The organism is Microcystis sp. M015S2 (assembly GCF_020245945.1).
Taxonomy (GTDB): domain Bacteria; phylum Cyanobacteriota; class Cyanobacteriia; order Cyanobacteriales; family Microcystaceae; genus Microcystis.
Genome location: NZ_JADBTX010000132.1, coordinates 17,440 through 35,775, shown reverse-complemented (window position 1 = coordinate 35,775; position 18,336 = coordinate 17,440). Strand labels below are relative to the sequence as shown.

Sequence of the window (18,336 nt, the reverse complement as noted above, 5' to 3'; positions counted from 1 at the left end):
TTATTAGCCCCCAAAAAAAGCCCCGTAGTCATCCCGCCTATCATCTTGCCTGTTTACTAGAAGATGCTCCTGAAAGCTCATTAAAGGGTCAATTTTGTCCCCTGGCTACTCCCTTGGCTACCCCGATCGCCTGTACTGTTCCCCAGGTGTGGCGCAGTGTATATAGGCAGTCTCTGGCAAAACCGGATGTTAATTATTGGCAATGGCGCGGTATGCCCGAAAATGAGCAGTTTTGTCGGGAATTACGGGAATTATTGCGGTTAAATCCGGCTAGAGGTTACGCTAAGGAAATTCTGGAAAGTCTCGCCTTGGGTCAAGAGCCTTTTTATCATCTTTACTGGGATCTAAAAGCGATCGCTAATGGTAACTTTAACACTATTGGCACTAATAAACTAGCTGAGGGCAGATTTGCCCAGCGAGATTTGCGAACTCATCAGCAGATGCGGAGGGATTTTCGTCAATGGCATTTACAAGCTTGTCAACAGTTGGGAAAAGAGCGGGTTAAAGCGGTTTATCGGCGGTGTTATGGGTCAGATTGGTCATTAATCGCCCAAATTCTCTATCCTTCGCCCCGTTCCTTGGCCGTGATGATTATAGAGTCGGCTAATCCCGTTTGGTGGCGAGTTTTGGGGATTACTCCTTTTACCACCACTAACCGGATTGAGAATAATTATAAAACTCTCTTGTGTTATTGGCATCCCGATCGCAATTCTCATCCCAATGCTACAGAAATCACCGCCCATCTTAATCGCGCCTACGATTGTTATCAAAGTTTTCAGGAGATGAGTAGTCAAGATAATGCACCTTTGTGGACGAAAATCCGTCGCTGGATTCCTTAGACTTGACTCTAGTTTTTCCCTTGACTTTTTCCTTAACAAAAGAATGTTAGTCTAGGAACAATCTAGGACCACGCTTGCACTCTCAAGGTAATGAATCTAGTGCTTTTAAACAATCGCTACCAAATTGTTAGTACCCTTGCTAGGGGGGGATTTGGGGAAACTTATATCGCTATCGATACGAATATGCCTTCTCAACGGCGCTGTGTGATTAAAAAATTGCAGCCGGCTATTCAAAGTGAGGGGATGCCAGAATGGTTAAAAGAACGTTTTCAGAAAGAAGCAAGCGTTTTAGAGGAATTGGGGGAACAAAATCGCCAAATACCCCGTTTATACGGTTATTTTGCCCAAGATAATCATTTCTATCTGGTGCAGGAGTGGATTGAAGGGGAGACACTAACCCAAAAACAGCAACGACAGGGAAATTTATCCTCCTCAGCAGTGCGGACGATTTTAGATAATTTACTGCCTGTTCTTGATTTTATTCACAGTCGCCGCATTATTCACCGGGATGTGAAACCCGATAATATTATCTTAAGAAATAGTGATAATTTGCCCGTTTTGATCGATTTTGGGGTAATGAAAGAAGCAGTCGCCACCTTACTCGATCCTACGGGAAAAAGTGCCTATTCGATCGCCCTTGGCACCCCCGGTTATATGGCTTCGGAACAGGCTGCCGGGAGACCGGTCTTTTCTAGTGACCTTTACAGCCTAGGTCTAACAGCGATTTTTTTATTAACGGGAAAAACTCCCCAATATCTAGAAACTGACTCGCGCACGGGGGAAATTCTCTGGCGACAGGAGGCAGAAAATGTTAATCCTAATTTAGCTATGGTAATCGATCGAGCGATCCGTTTTCATCCCCGGGATCGGTTTGCTACTGCTAGGGAAATGTTAGCAGCTTTAGGAGAAATAGCCCCCGATTTGTCCACCCAACCGACTATCGCGGTTTCTCCCCATAGTCCCCGATTAAAGTCCTCTACACCCCCAAAACCAACCGTCTCCCCCACTGTGGTTATTCAACCCAATTCTGGGGAAAAAAAGAATCCTTGGCTGCGGATTTTGCTGATTTTTGCGGTGACAATTGGAGCTTTTGCCCTAGGATATCGGGGATTTATGGCTCTTTTACCTAAAAATGAGGAAATTGAACCATTACCAACCCCTGAACCTTCTCCTAGTCCTGAAATCATTCCTCCTCCCTCCCAAGATTTTCCCCCTATCCGACGACCTTCTCGTCAACGGACTCCCATTTATTCCCCAACTCCCACTCCATCTCCTACTCCTACCCCAGAGGTGATTCCTACTCCAGAAGCGACTCCAGAATTAACTCCTAGTCCCACCCCAGAAGAAGTAATTCCTATTCCTGTTCCCCTTCCTGAAACGGAGCCAAGTCCTCAAGTTTCTCCCCTTCCTTCTCCTTCCCCTTCTCCTTCTCCTTCTCCTGTTCCAGAGGTGATTAATCCCCCGGTTAATGAGGATAAAATTGAACCGATCGCTCCTCCTGTTTTATCACCTTCTCCTCCTGAAGAAAATAGTAATCAATAGACTGCTTGCAGAAGTCGGAAAGGGGAAGATGATAATTTTCTCTTAAACCTTTGCCCTTTTACCTACAATGAAAGAGAGCTACTGTTTAGGCTTAATTCTTCTGATTCTATCTGCTCTGCCAGTTGACGCAGTAGATCAAAAATGCTAGTTAAGGTTTCCTCCGGTAATTTAGCCCTATTCAATTATTTCTATTATCCCCAGTCTATAATCTGGTTGGCGCGAGGTAATCCTGTTTAATTTAGTTTGCGATCGAGTGGAGGATCAGTCAAGGGAGAAGGCAAAGGCGAATCCGACATACTGCGCCACAATATCTCACGGAATGAGGATAGTTCGCCTGAGAAGGAGTAAAAAAAACAGGGGAAAACACCTGAGACTCTTTGCTCTGTGAATCGCTAATCGGGGAAAGGAATGTAAAGATTTATTAAAATGTAGCTTTTGATACAGTTGTGGGGGGGGGAGTGTGTATCATTCTGCCATCTCCTTTTAGTCTTGGGTTGGGCTGTTGCTTGATCTGGATGTGGGGGGGACTGTCCCATAACAGAGATTTTTCAGAGGTAAGAAATGAAAGGTTTAAATTTGGCTTTAATTTTTGGAACAGCCATAGGGCTTATATGTGATCTTAAACCTGTTCTTTCGTTTGATTTAAATTTTATAAGAGATGATGAATTTGCAGTTAATGTAAGGTTATTTCAAGGTAATATAGATAATGAAGGAAATCCAATTTTTCCTAGTGAGATTCAAGATTTTAGCTTAGTCGGTAATTGGTGGACAATACAAGGCACTATAACAGCAAATATAAATCAAGATCCTCCTGTGTCTTTTAATTCAGTTAGCATAAATGGTTCAATATTTCATAATAAGCCTACTTCTGATGGGCAAGATGGCAATGGTCCTGGAACTCCTTTTAATTTCAATCTTACAGTAGATAAGAAACCATTTCCTGGTGGAAGTGTAACTGCTACCCAATCAAGTGGTCCTCTACCTCATGGGGAACATTATGATACTTACACAGCTTCATTAACTGGTGTTTCTTTAATCGGATTTCCCCCCTTTGCTGGTTACGTACTAAAAATTCAAGGTAGACATACTCCCGAACCATCCGCCATCCTCAGCCTCCTCGCCATCGGAACACTCGGCGCAACTTCAACCCTCAAACGCAAACTAAACCCCTCCAAATTTACCGAAAAAGAAACCACAAAAGTAGGCTAAATTGCTTCTAAAAATACCATGAATGCCCCTTCATTCATTCAGTTGAGGGGGTATTTTTGGCATAACTCTCTCAATTCCTATGATTTTAAGGAGGATGGTTTATCTTGCAAGCCGAGAGCTGCTACAATCTAAGATGACTGGTTATAGATGCTTTCAAGATGACTAAAACAGCAGAAACCCTCAAAATAGAACTTGCTCAACTTTCTGTGCAAGATCGCGCTGAACTGGCTTACTTTCTCATCCATTCCTTAGATGAAGGTGTAGATGACAATGTTTTAGATGCTTGGGATAGAGAATTAACTCAAAGATTAGCCGAAATTTATGCTGGAACAGCCAAGGGTGAACCATCGGATAAAGTATTATTGGAATTACGAGAGAAATATTCGTGAAACCTGTTATTATTCACAGTGAAGCAAGACGAGAACTTGACAATGCTATTCAATATTATGAGAAGCAAAAGATAGGATTAGGGCTAGATTTGCTATCTGAAATTGAACAAGTTCTCGAAAAAATTAAAATTAACCCTAATCTGGGAACACCCCATACTATCGAAGGGATGCGCCGTTATCTCATTCGCCGTTTTCCTTACATCATCTTTTATGTAGAATTTGAAGCATTTATCTGGGTAGTTGCGATCGCACATGGAAAACGTAAACCTGATTACTGGAAAAAGCGAAATTTAGAATAACGGAGATACTCAAACCTAAACTAAAACCCTCCAAATCTACCGAAAAAGAAACCACAAAAGTAGGCTAAATTGCTTCTAAAATACCATAAATGCCCCTTCATTCGGTCAGTTAATTAGGGGCGTTTATATCGTATTTTTATGTTATCTTGAGGGGATTTATACCGCTTTGCGGAAGGCAAAAGTCTTATACCATAAGCCTTTCATGTTCCTAATTTTTACAATCCAAATCAATCATTAATGTTACCAGTATAAAATAAATAATAGGGGTTATTGATAATGAGTCCACATCCGTATAACTTTGACAACCTTCTCTTCTGGAATAACCTGATCAACCAAAGGATGCTGACAGAACAAATTAAACATTTAGCCAAGCAAAAATATCCACTGCTGATATTGACCAACGTTCTAATCCTTTAATCACTGCTAAAGGCTCATTATTTCCTTCAGTTACAATATGTACTTTCGGTAATCCTGTTTCAAAAACGGTGACTGACTTTGCTGAAGGATCAATCAACCAACCTAATTCTGTTCCTTGTTGTAAACAGAAAATAATCTTTTCCATCACTAAGGTAACAGATTGTTCGGGAGACATAATTTCAATAATCCAATCGGGATAACGTAAAAATTGATCGGCCATTTCTCCATCTATATCTCTTGGCAAATTCTCCCAACGAATCACCGCAATATCTGGCACAATTGAACGTTCTGCAAAAGTACAACGCAATTCAGGTAGAGCATAAGCTAATTTTTGAGGTTTAGTCTGTTGATTAATGGCAGAGGCTAACTCAAATTGTAAGATGCTGTGTTTTCCTTTGGGCATAGGTTTTTGAGTGACAATTCCATGATAATATTCCCTAGCAGGCTTAGTTTCTGGAAGGGCAAGAAATACTTCGAGGGAAAGGGCTTGTTTATCTTCTATTGTGGCAAACATTGATTGATTTCTCCGCTCTTGAGTTGTTTTCTATTATAAGCTCCTGACTTCTTACTCTCAGGTAAGTTTTTGATTTTTACAATAGGTCTAATCTAAAAATACGGGTTTTTCTTTAAGCTCTAGCACGAAAAATTTGATTAGCAGTGAGGTTTAACTCTGGAAAAATCCCTGAAATAAGACGTTGATCCTGTTTAAATAAACTACCTTGATATTCTCCATCGATTAATTGATAGATAGAAATGGTGGGTTCTTTGGGGCTGCCGATATATCGGGCCGAACCTTTGGCTAAATAATCGATAATCCAATATTCGGCAATTCCTAATTGTTCGTAGTCGTCGAATTTTTTCAGATAATCATCTCGCCAATTGGAACTGACAATTTCAATAATTAATTTAGCTGATGTTGCCAGAGAAATTGAGGAAGCGGTTTCCCAATAGGGATCGTTAACTAGATTTTCTCTGTCTAAGACAATAATATCGGGTAGATAACCTGTATGGGGTCGAAGGGGTTTTACTGCCGCAGTATTAGGGATAAAATAGGGCAATTGCTGCCGATTTATCTCTAAGAATAGGGTTCCAGAAACAAATCCGCCAATTTCTTCGTGTTTTCCGATCGGTCGCATCATGGCCAATAATTTTCCTGCGATTAATTCGTATTGTTTTCCATCATCGGGATATTGATTGATATAGTCATCAAAAGTCAACAATTGGGGGATAGTTTGGGTTGTGGTCATGGCAGTTAGGGGAATAAGAGAGATGATTTTTCTAGATTCTAACTCGATTAACGACGTTGCCACCAAGTCAATCCAGCTAGGGTAAATCCTACTAAAGGCATCACTACCATCGCTATCCAAAAAATAGCGTTAGCTTGCAGGGGATTTAAATTAATTCTTCTATTTTCTGGTTCCTTGGCCCGGATAGATAAGGTGGCTGTGTCACCACTGGCTAACCACTGCACAGAATTTAAAAATATATCTCCGTTTAACTGTTGTTCAAATAGTCCATCGCTGGCAAAGCTGGCATTACCAATCACGATTAATTTACCTTTTTTTCCCGTTAGAGCAACTCCTAAATCAAAGGGGCCAGCTAAATCTTTTTCAGTGTTAAACTGGAGATTCTGATCATTTAAATCACTCTCGGCCCACATTTTATCATTAGTAATCATTAAAGATACGGCTTCAATTCCTTCGATGGGAACGGTAGCGATGGGACGAGCAAAGGGAAAGATAGAAATACCGTTAGCAAAATCGCGAGTAATCGGATGATTGCCGTAATTGGTAATAATGGGACTAGCCGGACCTAAACCGATGATTTCCCCGGCACCGGAAGCATCAATAATAATCCGATTATCTAGTTTCACACCCCAAGCGGTTAATAAGGGTTCTAATCCGGTTTCGGTTTGAGGGTCAATCAGTAATAAAATTTTGCCCCCTTGCTCAAGATAGTTTTTTAACGCGGTGACTTCCTGGGGAAATATTTTTCTTTTGGGACTGGCAATAATAATGACATCGGCATTATTGGGAATGGTGGAACGTTCCACTAGATTAAGTGGCTCTACTTGATAACCTTTTGCTTCTAAACTATTGACTGCTTGCCCTAAACCCCCTTGAGGTTCTTTGAGGGCATTTTCTCCATGACCTTGCAGAAAGTAAGCGGTTAAAGTGCGATCGGTTTTAGCGGTTTCGATGGCGTTACTCAATTTCGCTTCGGTGAGATTTTCCTGTTCACTAATAGTTTTCAGGGGTTGTTTTTTTTCACCATACTGTAGATAGACTCTGGACAGATTATCATTAGCTAGTTTTTTAAATTCTTGGACAATATTGGGTTTTTTCTCGGGGTTAACTATCTCGTACTGAAATTGGGAATTTTTGCGTTGATAATTGGCTAAAAGTTCCTGTTCGTTGGCACTGATTCCCCGGGTTGAAAAAATCCAGACTTTGACTGGTTTTGACAGATTGGTTAATAGTCTTTCGGTTTGGGGGGATAAACTAAAGATTTGGTTTTCGGTTAAATCAACTCGATAGGGATAACGGAGGGCAAGAAAGTTAATTAAACCGATAACACCGAGGACAATAATAGTAGTAATAAGGGTTTGAGTGCCGGTGCGGGTACTTCTTTTTTGCCAAAAGTCTTTGGAAGTGATTACTAATAACAACAGCCACCCTAGAAACAGAATAGCCCCGGCAATTAATAACCCCAGAGAGAGGGATGACCATTGACCGGAGATTAACCCCACGGTTAGGCCGGCACTACCCAGAAAGAGGGCGGGTATATAGAGAAATTTACTGTATTTTTGCCAGTATCTCATAGTTAGTTTCTTTGATAACGGTCCGCTTCGATAGATTGAGTAGTTAGAAAGATTCCCAGCAGAATATAACTGAGGAGGATGACTAAACTACTACTGTCAAAAATTCCCCGCACGAAATTGTTAAAGGGTTGATACCAAGATAGATGGGAGAGCAATTCTTTCAGGAAAAATCCGATCTGTTCTCCCACTTCTCCTCCGATGCGATCTCGAAAGAAGGTTTCGGCATTGTTAGCAATTACATCCAGTATCCAAATAAATAAGATGGTGATAAAGGTGATGATGTAAGCAAGGATAGAACTATTAGTAAGGGAAGAAATAAACATCCCGATGGCTAGGATGGCCGCTGCCAGTAAAATTAATCCTAGATGAGCCATTAAAACACTGGCTATATTCACCGGGGGAACTGCGCTACTAAAAACCACTATTTCATAAATCCAGAGGGGGGTAATCATTACGGTAAAAAAGGCCAACACTCCCAATAATTTACCGATGGCAATACTCCAATTAGTCAGGGGGGAAGTGGCTAAAAGTTCTAGGGTTCCCTGTTTTTTTTCCTCTGCGTATAATCCCATAGACAGGGCGGGCAAAATTACCAACAATAAAGAGGATAAAATAATGCCGATGAAAGTGGTCATAAATTCAGATACCGTATCTCTGGCTACCAGAAATCCCGATTGTTCCTGGATACTAACATCGAGAATAATGCCGTAGAGAAGGGAGTTAAAGAAAAATCCCGCTACTAACCAAAATATCCCCATAATGATATAGGCATTGGCGGCGGTAAAATAGCTTTGAAATTCCTTGCGAAAAATCGCCCAGATATTATTGATCATGCCTCTCCTCTTGTTGGTTACTTTCCCCGCTGCCGATTACTTCCAAAAAGATATCTTCTAGGGTTTTACGCGTGCGACGCATTTCTAATAAGTTATAACCATTGTTGACAACTATTCTAGCAATTTCTGCCCCTAGGTTTGTCCCCGCTTGACCAACAATTTTAAGCAGGTTATCGCCGACTTTTGCTGCTTGCTCGACTTGCGGCAGTTGTTGCAGGATTTCTAGCAGGGAATCCCTATCACCCTCGATCTCAATTTCATAACTGGAACCGGCAGGGGTAGCGGTAGTAATATTATTGGCCACGATGCGACCCCGATTAATAATTGTCGCTCGATCGCAGGTAATACTCACTTCTGGCAAAATATGAGTGGAGAGAATAATTGTATGTTCTCCCGCTAAACTTTTAATCAGATTTCTTACCTCGATAATCTGTTTCGGATCCAATCCTACTGTCGGTTCATCTAAAATAATTACCGGTGGATCGTGTACGAGCGCTTGGGCAATTCCCACACGCTGTTTATAACCTTTGGATAACTTGCGGATAATAACTTTTCTTTTTTCTAGTAACTGACATTTACCTAAAACTAAATCTACCCGCGCTTTTCTATCCCCCGATGAGATGCCTTTAATCCGTGCCACAAAATCGAGAAAACTTTCCACGGTCATCTCTGGATACAGGGGGGGATTTTCAGGAAGATAACCGATGCGACGACGCACTTCTAAGGATTGTTGATGCACATCGTATCCCGCTATCCTTGCTGTTCCTGTCGTGGCAGGAATATAACCAGATAAAATTCTCATAGTCGTGGTTTTTCCGGCTCCATTTGGTCCCAAGAAACCGAGTATTTCTCCTTTTTCTACGGTAAAATCCACGTCACTGATTGCCGTGGTAGAACCATAAATTTTACTCAGATGTTCGACTTCAATCATAAGCTTTATCAGTTATCAGTTATCAGTTATCAGTTACCAGATGTGAGTTTTCAGTCAATAGTGTTAAGTGACAAGTTCGGAGCTTTCTTTTCACTGATTACTGATTACTGCTCACTGATAACTGATTTTTCCCAGACTATGATCCCGATTAATTTCTACCACTATATCCGCTTGTTTGAGCAGGGGTGGCAGAAATAATTGCGGATGTAAACTTTTCCAAAAATACTTGACAAATTCCTCGATTTCTGATGGGGTCATACCTCCTTTTGTTTCGGCCGCCTGTCGCCATTGTAAACTGTAACGGTAGTCAAGGGGATAAAGAATCAGTAAGCGATCGATTTTTGACCAGAGGGGTAGATATTCTCGCAATCTTTGATTATTATCCCTGGCGAATTGTCGGTCTTCTTGGCTATTAATCGGATCAGGGGCATGATCAAAGACTGTTTCTTCTACTGGATTCATGCCCACAAACCAACCCTCGAAAAAAAGAATATCGACTCGCTCCACTTGTTCCGGTGCAATTCTATCTCCTTGTCCTCGATGCAGTGACTTGTCAAACCGCGGGATTAAAATCGGACTTTCTTGCTGACAAACCTGTTCTAAAACTTTAATTCCTAATGCTATATCATGAGTACCCGGTGGACCACGCCAGCGCAATCTTTCATCCTTTTGACGCAATTTTATTCGCTCATTATAGGTCTTATAAATATCATCTAAAGAGAGATTATTTACTTTTAAATCAAAATAGGCTAAAATAATCGACATTATAGATGTTAATGTGGTCTTTCCCGTGCCTTGGGGAGCCAAAATGCCTTGAATCAACGGTTTTGCGTGGCTGCGTAGCTCTAGCGCCCAAGGAATCCACAAGCGCCAACAGCTGATCAAAATCTGATTTGGCTGATTTATCCCTAACTCCTGACATTTTTGCCAGACTCGCGGCCAGAGAATCGTTAATAGTTCCGCCCTTTCCTGTAGGATCAGAGGGTTAGTCTCCCTAAAATTTAAGGATTCGATCGCTAGTAAATCTTCTAGATCCGCCTCAGTTAAGGGATTTTTGTCGATTAATCCCTGTAAAATCGTCAAAATCTTCATAGCTGTTATTCAGGAGTAATTCTCTGGGGTTAGCCACCCATACCAGCAGATTAATCCCGCTCAAGATTTTTTTGAGAGTGTTTTTTAGGGTTATTTGCCCAAAAATGAAGGGTTTGCAGGCAGGCACGGATTCCCATTATATATATAAGTATATGTCAAGTTCCCTTTTCAGTCAAGGGGTTTGGCCAAAAATCTCTAGCTTTGTCTCCAGTTTCTCAATCGGTTAGACTAAGAATTATTCACATTACTTAACAAAACAGCCGATGAATACAGCTGCTCTGACGATAAAGCAAAATTGGCAATGGCAAGGAAATTCGATACACTATGTGCAAGCGGGTACTAGAGTCGCAGGAAAACCCCCTTTACTATTAGTCCACGGTTTTGGCGCTTCCACCGACCATTGGCGAAAAAATGTGCAAGGTTTAGCCTCAGAATGGGAGGTATGGGCGATCGATCTGTTAGGATTTGGTAGATCAGCTAAACCGGATATTGTCTATAGTGGCAATCTTTGGCAGCAACAATTAAATGATTTTATCAAGGAAGTTGTGGGCCAACCGACGGTTTTAGCGGGTAATTCTCTGGGGGGTTACGCTTCTCTCTGTGTAGCTGCTAATCATTCCGAGAATGTTCGGGGATTAATTCTCCTCAATAGTGCCGGCCCCTTTAGCGATACAGAAAGCAATCGTCAGCCTAATTTAGCACAAAAATTACTGCGATCGATCTTGCTGCAACCTTGGGCCAGTTATCTCTTATTTCTCTATACCCGTCAACCCAAAACTATCCGCAAAACCCTAGAGAAAGTATATCTCGATCGCAGTGCCATTACTGAGCAGTTAATAGAAGATATCCGTCGTCCTTCCCTGGATGCGGGAGCAGCCAAAGTTTTTGCTTCTGTGTTTAAATCTCCCCGGGGGGAAAATGTGGATATTCTCCTGCAAAAGTTAAGTTGTCCCCTGTTGATGTTATGGGGTGAGGGGGATCCTTGGATGAATACTAGGGAACGCGGGGCCAAATTCCGTCAATACTATCCTTCTCTGACAGAATATTATCTAACTGCCGGTCATTGTCCCCACGATGAAATTCCCACAGAGGTTAACCGGTTGATTAGTGATTGGGTGAAAAGCTTATAGGTAGTTAGCGACCGGTTATCAGGTTTTTATTTTTTTGACGCTTATCTAACCTGAAAAAAGAGGGTTTGCAGGCAGGCACGGATTCCCATTCTATATATAAGTATCTGTCAAGTGCGGGGATTTGTCAAGGGTTTTTTTGAAAAAATCTGCCAGAATTTCAGGGGAGAAAATCGGAATCGAGGATTTGTTCGGGACTATAGGGGCAGCTTTCGACAAAGATAGCGGCCGGTAATTGGCTTTTTTGTCGGACTCGCTTCACTGCTTTAGGGTAAATAACGGCGATTCTGGTTAAAAAATAGTTATAAAGGGTTTTTGACTCCAATAAAAGTTCTAATTCCACCCGAAAGTTACCGATTTCGTCCTGCCATCCCCGCGCACATCTTTCTCGTTCCTCCGGCCAGTATTGGTAGAGGAGCAGATGAATGAGCAATTGTAGGAGATAACTATCTACTTTATGTCTCTGTTCATTCCCCAGCGCTTCGATTTCTTCTCCGAGATGTTCCCAATCTAATACATCTGTCTGTTTTTGTCGCAGTTGTTTGGCCGTTTCTTCTAACCAAGCAAGATAGTCCTGTTCGTATAAGTCTTTAGTTGTCATACCCTATCCCCTTTAGTGCTGGTCAGGTATTAGGTTTTTATTTTTTTGACGCTTATCTAACCTGAAAAAAGAGGGTTCGCAGGCAGGCACGGATTCCCATTATATATATAAGTATCTGTCAAGTGCGGGGATTTGTCAAGGGTTTTTTATTGAGATTTTGTTAATCATCTCGAATACCGTGCATCATGGATTAGTAAACGCTCCGAAAGATTGGCAATATTCCAGTTTTCACCGTTATGTTGAAGAAGGAATTTATGATCAGATGTGAGGAGCTTCAGAAAAGCTGATCTTTGATAGTGATATCGGTATGGAATAAAATGTAGAAGTGAAACCCAAAAAATTAAGGTAAGAAATAAAAGCAATGTTGGGTTTCGTTACCTCAACCCAACTTACAAGATCAGCGATCGCACTACAGGATCAGCGATCACCTTTATCGAGAAGAAATAGCTACCTGCACATTCGGAGAAAAATTCTCGATTTTTCGAGAAGCATTAAGAATTTCAATCCCGATTACATTACCTGCTTGATCATAGTCAAGAATAACCCCCGGACTGATTGCCTCACTTTCTTCTACGGGTGTGTCATGCCAGGTAATTGTTAAAACGTCAACTTCAGCATCATATTTAGCTTTCATTTGATAGCTGCCTATATTTTCTAAGTTTACTGGTAACATATAGTGTAACAATTTTTTGAGGCTCAACTAAGTCATTAATGTAAATTCTCAGAAGATAAGTTTTATTGTTAATGGTGACAAACGTACCTTGATAAACTTTGAGTCCATCTTCTTCTAAAATTTGCTCAGGATTATTGAGGATGTCCTGCAATATTTTTAAAGAGATTTGGCGTTGAATAATTTTTTCTTCGGCATGGTGACTTAAAATAAAGTTCACGAGGATTTCGGAGTATTTTTTTGTAAGGGATTAGGGTTCTTCGGTTTGTCTTATGCAATGGACGGGGTTATAAGGAATGAAACCTTTATAGAGACAGACATTGCCGCAATTTTTGTCAATTGTTTGCGATCTGAAGCGAACTAATCAATTAAATCTCTTGCCAGATAAGGATTGAGTCGATTTATGCCCCCACATCGAACCATACCAAGTCCCGAAGAGCCATATTTTATATGGCGAAGAAAAAGAGCATGAACCCTGAGAAATTTCTCGATACAAGTTATGCGATCGCTTTATCTTCATCTACGGACGATTATCATCTATATTGTCAAAGAAACGATAAAAATTGGGGAATTGTTGACTGTATTTCTTTTATTGTAATGGAAGAGCGTAGAATAACGGAAGCATTAACAACGGATATTCATTTTCAGCAAGCTGGTTTTCGAGCTTTGTTGAGAGATTAATCTCAGGGCAGGCGATCGCCATTCCCCCATCACCCAAAAGTGATCGCCATTCCCACATCACCCAAAAACGATCGCCTCTCCTCATCACCCAACAGCGATAGCCATTCCCAAAAAATTGCTCCTCCCAAAAGCGATCGCCCCTTCACCCTTACTCTAAAAAGCGATCACCTCTCCCTGTTTTATAAAAAAGCGATACTAAAACCGAACAAATTCGGTGACAATCAGTAGTGAAAAAATTCAACCAATCGATCAGCCACTACCATTGCTACCCGTTCGTCAAGACTGCCAATTGTGGCAACAATTCGGGTTTTGTCAATCGCCCTAATTTGATCTAAAGCAATACTGCCGCGCACATTTTCTTGATCAATGGGGATTCTTGTTGGGTAATTTTTGACAGTACTGGTGATTGGTGCAATAACGACTGTTCTTAATCGAGCATTAATTTCACTAGGAGAAACAACAACACAAGGTCGAGTTTTTTGCAGTTCAGACCCCCTAGTTGGATCGAGTGCCACCAACAGGATGCTAAATCTTTCTACCATTGATTTTGCCGCTCAAACTCGTTTTCCACCCCTAACCAATCCTGTAACTCGGCTTCAATAGGAGCATCATCAAATAACTCAGCCCAGCCTTCCCTTACCTTCTTTTTAGCACTCAGAATAATTCTTTTTCCATCAACTATCGCCTCAACTTCGTCCAGAAGTTCACACTGTTCCATGATTGCTTGAGGAATTGTAATTGCTTGAGAATTACCGATTTGTACGATTTTTAGCAACATTTTGACGACCAGATAAACATACGATAATTATATCAACTTATACTGATTAGGGAGCGATCGCCCCTCCTCCTCAAAATCGCCCCTCCTCCTCAAAATCGCCCAGCTATTCTCATTTTGAAACGATTTTGCGTTGTTTCAGCGATCTAGAGATTTGTTAAGAATTATTAACCCCTCTAGGTGCAAGGGTTTTAATGTCATGAAACCTTAAAATGAGAATTGCTATATTTTGAGAAGAGGCCGTTCTCTCAGCAAAAAAATAGATTAAAATGAGTGTGTCAGCCTGATTAACAAGATGAGTTATGCCAACACCGACTATCATCGAAACGGATTTGCGCGAAGTTCTAGCAGAAATGAATCAGAAGCTAGATACAATTTCTAAAGATGTGAATCAAGTACAGATTCGATTGGCTACTGTAGAAACCAAAGTTGATAATGTAGAGAAACGATTGGATTCAATGGATAAGCGATTCGATAAAATGGAATTACAGATAGAAAAGGTAGAAAGCAATCAGGGCAATCAGGTTTGGGCTTTGATTGGGATTTTGTTTACGGCGGTAGTGGCAACGTCTATCCGTTTTGTTTTAACAGCTTTACCCTAGATTTCAAAAGAAAACCTGATCGCGTTTTTAAGATTTAATCAACAAGAAAACAGCGATCACCGTTATCTCAAGTCATCTTCGGTCAGATCAGCATCTTTCAAAATACTCTTAAGAGTACCAATTGGTAAATCTTTATTGCCATGAACAGGAACGGATAAAATAACTTTCATTCCCTGTTTTGTATAAATATGATGACTACTACTAATGCGTTTTAACTGCTAACCATAACGTTCAATAATTTTACAAAGGGCTTGGCCAGAAATAGATTTCATAATGATAATTCGACTAGCTCTTTTTCTGCTTCAATTTCTGTTTCTTGACTTGCAACTTCAAGCCATCCTTGAACCGCATCTTGCAACATTTCTAATAATTGTTCGTAGCTTTCTCCCCAGGTATGACAGCCTGGCAATGCCGGTACGGAACCGCACCAAATACCATCTTCTTGCCAGATTAGAGCTTTAATTTTCATGTTATTTTCAAAATATTTGCCTAATTTTACTATGATAATAGAAAAATACGATATGTGACCGCCATTCCCACATCACCCAAAAATGATCGCCTCTCCTCATTCTCAAAAAGCGATCGCCTCTCCTCCTCATCAAAAATTGATCGCCCTTTGCGTTCCTATCCCAAGCAATGGCAATTTTAAAATTTAATCAACAAGATAATAGCGATCGCACTTAGAATTGTTACCAATAAGTTATAGGGGGTTTCCAACGTGTATAAAGTTGAGCATATACTCCAGCCCATGACTTGCTATTTCGACTTTTTATTTCCGTTCTGAAAGAATTATTGCCAAGTTCTTTAGTTAAATTTTTTCCAAATACAGATTTAGATATTTTGATAAAGTTTTCTTCTTCTGCTTGTATCAATTCATAGTATGATATAACAGCTTCTTTAGCCTTTTCCTCGGTGTTTTTTATCTTCTTTGAGCTTGAAATACTACTGATAACAGTCGGTACGCCTTCAATCACAAATGCTACAGATTTTATTGTATATCCTTCTATTTTCTCTCTTGCTTCTTTTGAATAATGATAAAGATGATAGTAAAAATATAGTTTAGATTCATCAAAAGCCTTATCTGATTTTGTATTATCATTTAGTAGTTTATAGCAAAAGGCAATAAAATTACTCGCTATAAAAGCTTTAGCATAGTTATTTCGAATTAGATCAATTCTCCTAAACCAATCCCAAGTTTTATATTCTTTATCTATAAGATTTAAAAAAGTGTCTCTTCCTCTTTTTAAAAGTGTTAACGCTTGTATTAATTCATAGTCAAAGTTTTTTCCATCCAAGTCATTTGTTATAATTTTTATGGCAGTTCTAATATCTTGATTCCCTGTTTCTAAAAGAAAAGCTTTAATTGATGAATTTTGTAACTTAGATAAAGACTTACAAACTTTTAATGCCATTTCGCCACCAGGAAAATTAGATACAATAAAAGGAAGAGCCTCGCTTAATATATCTAAATACACATTTTCTGTAGAATTTATTAATCTATTAAATTCTTTGAGAACTACTATATTATCTTCAAACATAAGTCTAAGTCACCTTATTTAAATTTAATTAACGGTGCGATCGCCGATCCTGTAACTTGGGTTAACGAACACAACCCAATGATAACCTCATTGTCGGTTACTGCGATCACTTTCTCTGATGGAATGCGATCGCCGATTTTATTAGGGAGAAAAAAGCTAATGTTCGGTTTCATTACCTCAATCCAACCGATAGATCGGCGATCAAGAAATAATCTGGATAGGACTATTTCAATAACTCGATTTCCCCTGGTCGCCAAGTCTTATCAAACCAAGGCTCAAGCGGGCCATAAAGCCGAAGAATCGTATTCCAACCCGTGCCCGGAATCGTCTGTACCCAATTATTCTCCTTGCCAGTAGGCGGTTTCGGCCTGAAATAGATATCTACAGAACCATCGGCATTAACCAAAAGTCCCTTTGTCTGACTACCGACACTGGGAAACTGTTGCTCCGTCTGAATCATCGATCGCGTCTGGTTACTGTCAAGAATCACTGACCAGAATAGTAGCACGCTAGGATGTGTTAGCGTAACGCAGAATAATTACAAATTCATCATGATTAAAAGCAAAAAAGTGCGTTAAGTAACTATTTTTTAAGTCAAGACGGCAATTAGCGATCGCCCCTCCTGATCAAAAAGCGATCACACCATGAGAAGAAAACCTGATCGCACTAAAGTCCAAAATAATCGCAAATCAGATAATTATTGTTAAGAAAACAATTTGGTCCGTTACATTTCATTAGCGTACCCTACACGATCACCGACCATACTAACCGGTTGCTTGTTGAGAGCAATTTCAAATAAAAATTCAGGGGCAAAGTCTGCTCCGTTTGGCCATTCTATTGTCCGACTATTTACATATACTTTTTGAAATAAGCTTTTATCTTTTAAGGGTTCAAAGATTTCCCCATACAATTCTTGTTCTAAATCTACAATCCCTTCTATTCCATTATTAAAGGTTAGCTTTAATTGATACTTATCCAGATATTCCACACAGATAACATGAAGAAATAGCTCCTTTTTAGGGAAGGGGATCGATTCTGTTAAGAGGTTTTCTTTGACGCGCATTTTCCCAGTTCTCCAATAGTTCAGATTGGTGTAGATCAAGCCACTCCCATATTAGATTTAGTCCTCTTTTGGGCATTTGACCACAAATTTCACCTGTGTGAATCATTATAACCGCTTCATAATCTTGATACTCGGCATGGATATGAGGCGGATTGTGATCGTTATAGTTCATGGTGATTTTTATTCCATAGAAGCTTGATAGAGTGGGCATGAGTAAGAATAGTAATAAAGGTTGCTTTCTAAAAGTTTGCCCCCTATTGTAAGCGATCGCCTCTCCTTCTCAAAAAACGATCGCCTCTTCTCATCCCCAAAAACGATCGCCCTTTCTCATCCCCAAAAAGCGACCACACGATGAAAAGAGATTAATTTGTCTAAAAATTTGCTAGACTGGGGGCAATAAAGGCTTATTTTAAAGGTGGTAAGTCAATGTGGTGGCAAAGTTCTCGATTAGACCGTATTGAAGCCAATATGGAGCGTATTGATGCAAGAATAGAACGTCTGGCGGAAATCAGTGAGGCAACGAATCGGCGTATTGATCGGTTTGTGGAGGCTACTGCTCAACAAATGGAAGACTCTAAGGCCCGTATTGACCAACTGCAAAAAGGGATGGAACAGCTTCAGCGTGCAGTTGGCTATTTTTTAAGTCAAGACGGCAGTTAGCGATCGCCATTCCCTAAAAATTCCTCTATACAGTGCTTAATGCTTTGATTTTCGCTATCTCTGTTTCTAAGTTGGGAAGTTTTTGATTATATTTTTGGGCTGTTTCTAACCATAAATCTTTTACCATCAGTAATTCTTGTAGGGTTTCTTCTAAGGTTTCACCCTGAGCCAAACAGCCAGATAGTGCCGGAATTTCAGCGACAAAACCGCCTTCTTCACAGGGATAAATAATAATTGGATAATTCAT

29 protein-coding genes and 1 pseudogene are annotated in these 18,336 nt (G+C 40.3%); 11 read left to right on the top strand and 19 right to left on the bottom strand.

What is annotated here, in order from left to right; genetic code table 11:
• The 5 genes from IM473_RS21465 to IM473_RS21445 all read left to right on the top strand — a co-directional run.
• On the top strand, positions 1 to 839 hold an 839-nt coding region (locus tag IM473_RS21465), incomplete at its 5' end, for a J domain-containing protein (protein ID WP_287690555.1).
• A 90-nt stretch (positions 840 to 929) separates the two neighbouring features.
• Positions 930 to 2,381 carry a serine/threonine-protein kinase gene (locus tag IM473_RS21460; protein WP_287659108.1) on the top strand — a complete coding sequence of 484 codons (1,452 nt, stop codon included), beginning with the start codon at positions 930 to 932 and terminating at the stop codon, positions 2,379 to 2,381.
• Between the two features lie 561 nt (positions 2,382 to 2,942).
• Complete coding sequence (locus IM473_RS21455; RefSeq protein WP_287659107.1) at positions 2,943 to 3,590, top strand: PEP-CTERM sorting domain-containing protein; 648 nt, start codon at positions 2,943 to 2,945, stop codon at positions 3,588 to 3,590.
• A 158-nt stretch (positions 3,591 to 3,748) separates the two neighbouring features.
• On the top strand, positions 3,749 to 3,979 hold the full coding sequence (locus IM473_RS21450) for an addiction module protein (RefSeq protein ID WP_147068726.1): 231 nt from the start codon (positions 3,749 to 3,751) through the stop codon (positions 3,977 to 3,979).
• Positions 3,976 to 4,278 carry a type II toxin-antitoxin system RelE/ParE family toxin gene (locus IM473_RS21445; RefSeq protein WP_287659106.1) on the top strand — a complete coding sequence of 101 codons (303 nt, stop codon included), beginning with the start codon at positions 3,976 to 3,978 and terminating at the stop codon, positions 4,276 to 4,278. The genes IM473_RS21450 and IM473_RS21445 overlap by 4 nt, the downstream gene beginning before the upstream one ends.
• Positions 4,279 to 4,633: 355 nt before the next feature.
• On the opposite strand, the gene IM473_RS21440 is transcribed toward IM473_RS21445, so the two are convergent.
• From IM473_RS21440 to IM473_RS21415, 6 genes are all read right to left on the bottom strand, one after another.
• Positions 4,634 to 5,209 (bottom strand): Uma2 family endonuclease, encoded by a 576-nt coding sequence (locus IM473_RS21440; RefSeq protein WP_287659105.1) that lies wholly within the window; start codon positions 5,207 to 5,209, stop codon positions 4,634 to 4,636.
• 112 nt (positions 5,210 to 5,321) lie between these two features.
• Entirely contained in the window at positions 5,322 to 5,942 is a 621-nt protein-coding gene (locus IM473_RS21435; RefSeq protein ID WP_287659104.1) for a Uma2 family endonuclease, read from the bottom strand.
• A 47-nt stretch (positions 5,943 to 5,989) separates the two neighbouring features.
• Positions 5,990 to 7,516: a GldG family protein gene (locus tag IM473_RS21430; RefSeq protein ID WP_287659103.1), complete on the bottom strand. Its 1,527-nt coding sequence runs from the start codon at positions 7,514 to 7,516 to the stop codon at positions 5,990 to 5,992.
• Between the two features lie 2 nt (positions 7,517 to 7,518).
• The gene (locus IM473_RS21425) at positions 7,519 to 8,349 is read right to left on the bottom strand and encodes an ABC transporter permease (protein WP_002784956.1); all 831 of its coding nucleotides are present in this window, start codon (positions 8,347 to 8,349) and stop codon (positions 7,519 to 7,521) included.
• Positions 8,339 to 9,280 (bottom strand): ABC transporter ATP-binding protein, encoded by a 942-nt coding sequence (locus tag IM473_RS21420; protein WP_287659102.1) that lies wholly within the window; start codon positions 9,278 to 9,280, stop codon positions 8,339 to 8,341. Before IM473_RS21420 ends, IM473_RS21425 begins: the two co-directional genes overlap by 11 nt.
• 111 nt (positions 9,281 to 9,391) lie before the next feature.
• On the bottom strand, positions 9,392 to 10,372 hold the full coding sequence (locus tag IM473_RS21415) for an ABC transporter ATP-binding protein (RefSeq protein ID WP_287659101.1): 981 nt from the start codon (positions 10,370 to 10,372) through the stop codon (positions 9,392 to 9,394).
• Positions 10,373 to 10,635: 263 nt separating this feature from the next.
• Between IM473_RS21415 and IM473_RS21410 the strand changes: the two genes are divergently transcribed.
• Positions 10,636 to 11,502 (top strand): alpha/beta fold hydrolase, encoded by an 867-nt coding sequence (locus tag IM473_RS21410; RefSeq protein WP_287659100.1) that lies wholly within the window; start codon positions 10,636 to 10,638, stop codon positions 11,500 to 11,502.
• Positions 11,503 to 11,659: 157 nt separating this feature from the next.
• On the opposite strand, the gene IM473_RS21405 is transcribed toward IM473_RS21410, so the two are convergent.
• From IM473_RS21405 to IM473_RS21395, 3 genes are all read right to left on the bottom strand, one after another.
• Positions 11,660 to 12,100 (bottom strand): DUF29 domain-containing protein, encoded by a 441-nt coding sequence (locus tag IM473_RS21405; RefSeq protein WP_287659099.1) that lies wholly within the window; start codon positions 12,098 to 12,100, stop codon positions 11,660 to 11,662.
• A gap of 430 nt (positions 12,101 to 12,530) precedes the next feature.
• Positions 12,531 to 12,773, bottom strand: coding sequence for a DUF2283 domain-containing protein (locus tag IM473_RS21400; RefSeq protein WP_002775710.1), 243 nt, complete (start codon positions 12,771 to 12,773; stop codon positions 12,531 to 12,533).
• Positions 12,724 to 12,990, bottom strand: a complete 267-nt coding sequence (locus IM473_RS21395) for a DUF4258 domain-containing protein (protein WP_002736548.1) — start codon at positions 12,988 to 12,990, stop codon at positions 12,724 to 12,726. Before IM473_RS21395 ends, IM473_RS21400 begins: the two co-directional genes overlap by 50 nt.
• A 248-nt stretch (positions 12,991 to 13,238) precedes the next feature.
• On the opposite strand from IM473_RS21395, the gene IM473_RS21390 reads away from it, so the two are divergent.
• Complete coding sequence (locus IM473_RS21390; protein WP_002736586.1) at positions 13,239 to 13,451, top strand: type II toxin-antitoxin system VapC family toxin; 213 nt, start codon at positions 13,239 to 13,241, stop codon at positions 13,449 to 13,451.
• 39 nt (positions 13,452 to 13,490) lie between these two features.
• Positions 13,491 to 13,679, top strand: coding sequence for a hypothetical protein (locus tag IM473_RS21385; protein WP_130756655.1), 189 nt, complete (start codon positions 13,491 to 13,493; stop codon positions 13,677 to 13,679).
• On the opposite strand, the gene IM473_RS21380 is transcribed toward IM473_RS21385, so the two are convergent.
• Both IM473_RS21380 and IM473_RS21375 read right to left on the bottom strand, forming a co-directional pair.
• On the bottom strand, positions 13,673 to 13,993 hold the full coding sequence (locus IM473_RS21380; RefSeq protein ID WP_002735990.1) for a type II toxin-antitoxin system PemK/MazF family toxin: 321 nt from the start codon (positions 13,991 to 13,993) through the stop codon (positions 13,673 to 13,675). The two genes, IM473_RS21385 and IM473_RS21380, sit on opposite strands and share 7 nt — an antisense overlap.
• Positions 13,987 to 14,229, bottom strand: a complete 243-nt coding sequence (locus IM473_RS21375) for an AbrB/MazE/SpoVT family DNA-binding domain-containing protein (RefSeq protein ID WP_002736094.1) — start codon at positions 14,227 to 14,229, stop codon at positions 13,987 to 13,989. Before IM473_RS21375 ends, IM473_RS21380 begins: the two co-directional genes overlap by 7 nt.
• A gap of 299 nt (positions 14,230 to 14,528) precedes the next feature.
• Between IM473_RS21375 and IM473_RS21370 the strand changes: the two genes are divergently transcribed.
• Positions 14,529 to 14,828 (top strand): hemolysin XhlA family protein, encoded by a 300-nt coding sequence (locus IM473_RS21370; protein ID WP_002755782.1) that lies wholly within the window; start codon positions 14,529 to 14,531, stop codon positions 14,826 to 14,828.
• A 62-nt stretch (positions 14,829 to 14,890) separates the two neighbouring features.
• Here IM473_RS21370 and IM473_RS21365 read toward each other — a convergent pair.
• Positions 14,891 to 15,100, bottom strand: a pseudogene (locus IM473_RS21365) (type II toxin-antitoxin system HicA family toxin).
• On the bottom strand, positions 15,097 to 15,297 hold the full coding sequence (locus IM473_RS21360) for a type II toxin-antitoxin system HicB family antitoxin (protein ID WP_002735173.1): 201 nt from the start codon (positions 15,295 to 15,297) through the stop codon (positions 15,097 to 15,099). Before IM473_RS21360 ends, IM473_RS21365 begins: the two are co-directional and overlap by 4 nt.
• Before the next feature lie 54 nt (positions 15,298 to 15,351).
• Between IM473_RS21360 and IM473_RS21355 the strand changes: the two genes are divergently transcribed.
• Entirely contained in the window at positions 15,352 to 15,477 is a 126-nt protein-coding gene (locus IM473_RS21355) for a hypothetical protein (RefSeq protein ID WP_287659098.1), read from the top strand.
• 40 nt (positions 15,478 to 15,517) lie between these two features.
• On the opposite strand, the gene IM473_RS21350 is transcribed toward IM473_RS21355, so the two are convergent.
• From IM473_RS21350 to IM473_RS21330, 5 genes are all read right to left on the bottom strand, one after another.
• Positions 15,518 to 16,366, bottom strand: coding sequence for a hypothetical protein (locus tag IM473_RS21350; protein ID WP_079208948.1), 849 nt, complete (start codon positions 16,364 to 16,366; stop codon positions 15,518 to 15,520).
• Positions 16,367 to 16,380: 14 nt separating this feature from the next.
• Positions 16,381 to 16,539, bottom strand: coding sequence for a hypothetical protein (locus tag IM473_RS21345; RefSeq protein WP_159251811.1), 159 nt, complete (start codon positions 16,537 to 16,539; stop codon positions 16,381 to 16,383).
• A gap of 50 nt (positions 16,540 to 16,589) precedes the next feature.
• Positions 16,590 to 16,874 carry a DUF1214 domain-containing protein gene (locus IM473_RS21340; protein ID WP_287659097.1) on the bottom strand — a complete coding sequence of 95 codons (285 nt, stop codon included), beginning with the start codon at positions 16,872 to 16,874 and terminating at the stop codon, positions 16,590 to 16,592.
• A 216-nt stretch (positions 16,875 to 17,090) separates the two neighbouring features.
• On the bottom strand, positions 17,091 to 17,429 hold the full coding sequence (locus IM473_RS21335; RefSeq protein WP_287659096.1) for a DUF2442 domain-containing protein: 339 nt from the start codon (positions 17,427 to 17,429) through the stop codon (positions 17,091 to 17,093).
• On the bottom strand, positions 17,383 to 17,640 hold the full coding sequence (locus IM473_RS21330; RefSeq protein ID WP_287659095.1) for a DUF4160 domain-containing protein: 258 nt from the start codon (positions 17,638 to 17,640) through the stop codon (positions 17,383 to 17,385). Before IM473_RS21330 ends, IM473_RS21335 begins: the two co-directional genes overlap by 47 nt.
• 215 nt (positions 17,641 to 17,855) lie before the next feature.
• Between IM473_RS21330 and IM473_RS21325 the strand changes: the two genes are divergently transcribed.
• A complete protein-coding gene (locus IM473_RS21325; protein ID WP_149986411.1) occupies positions 17,856 to 18,089 on the top strand; it encodes a hypothetical protein in 234 nt (77 codons plus the stop codon).
• 25 nt (positions 18,090 to 18,114) lie between these two features.
• On the opposite strand, the gene IM473_RS21320 is transcribed toward IM473_RS21325, so the two are convergent.
• Entirely contained in the window at positions 18,115 to 18,336 is a 222-nt protein-coding gene (locus tag IM473_RS21320; RefSeq protein WP_002744564.1) for a type II toxin-antitoxin system HicB family antitoxin, read from the bottom strand.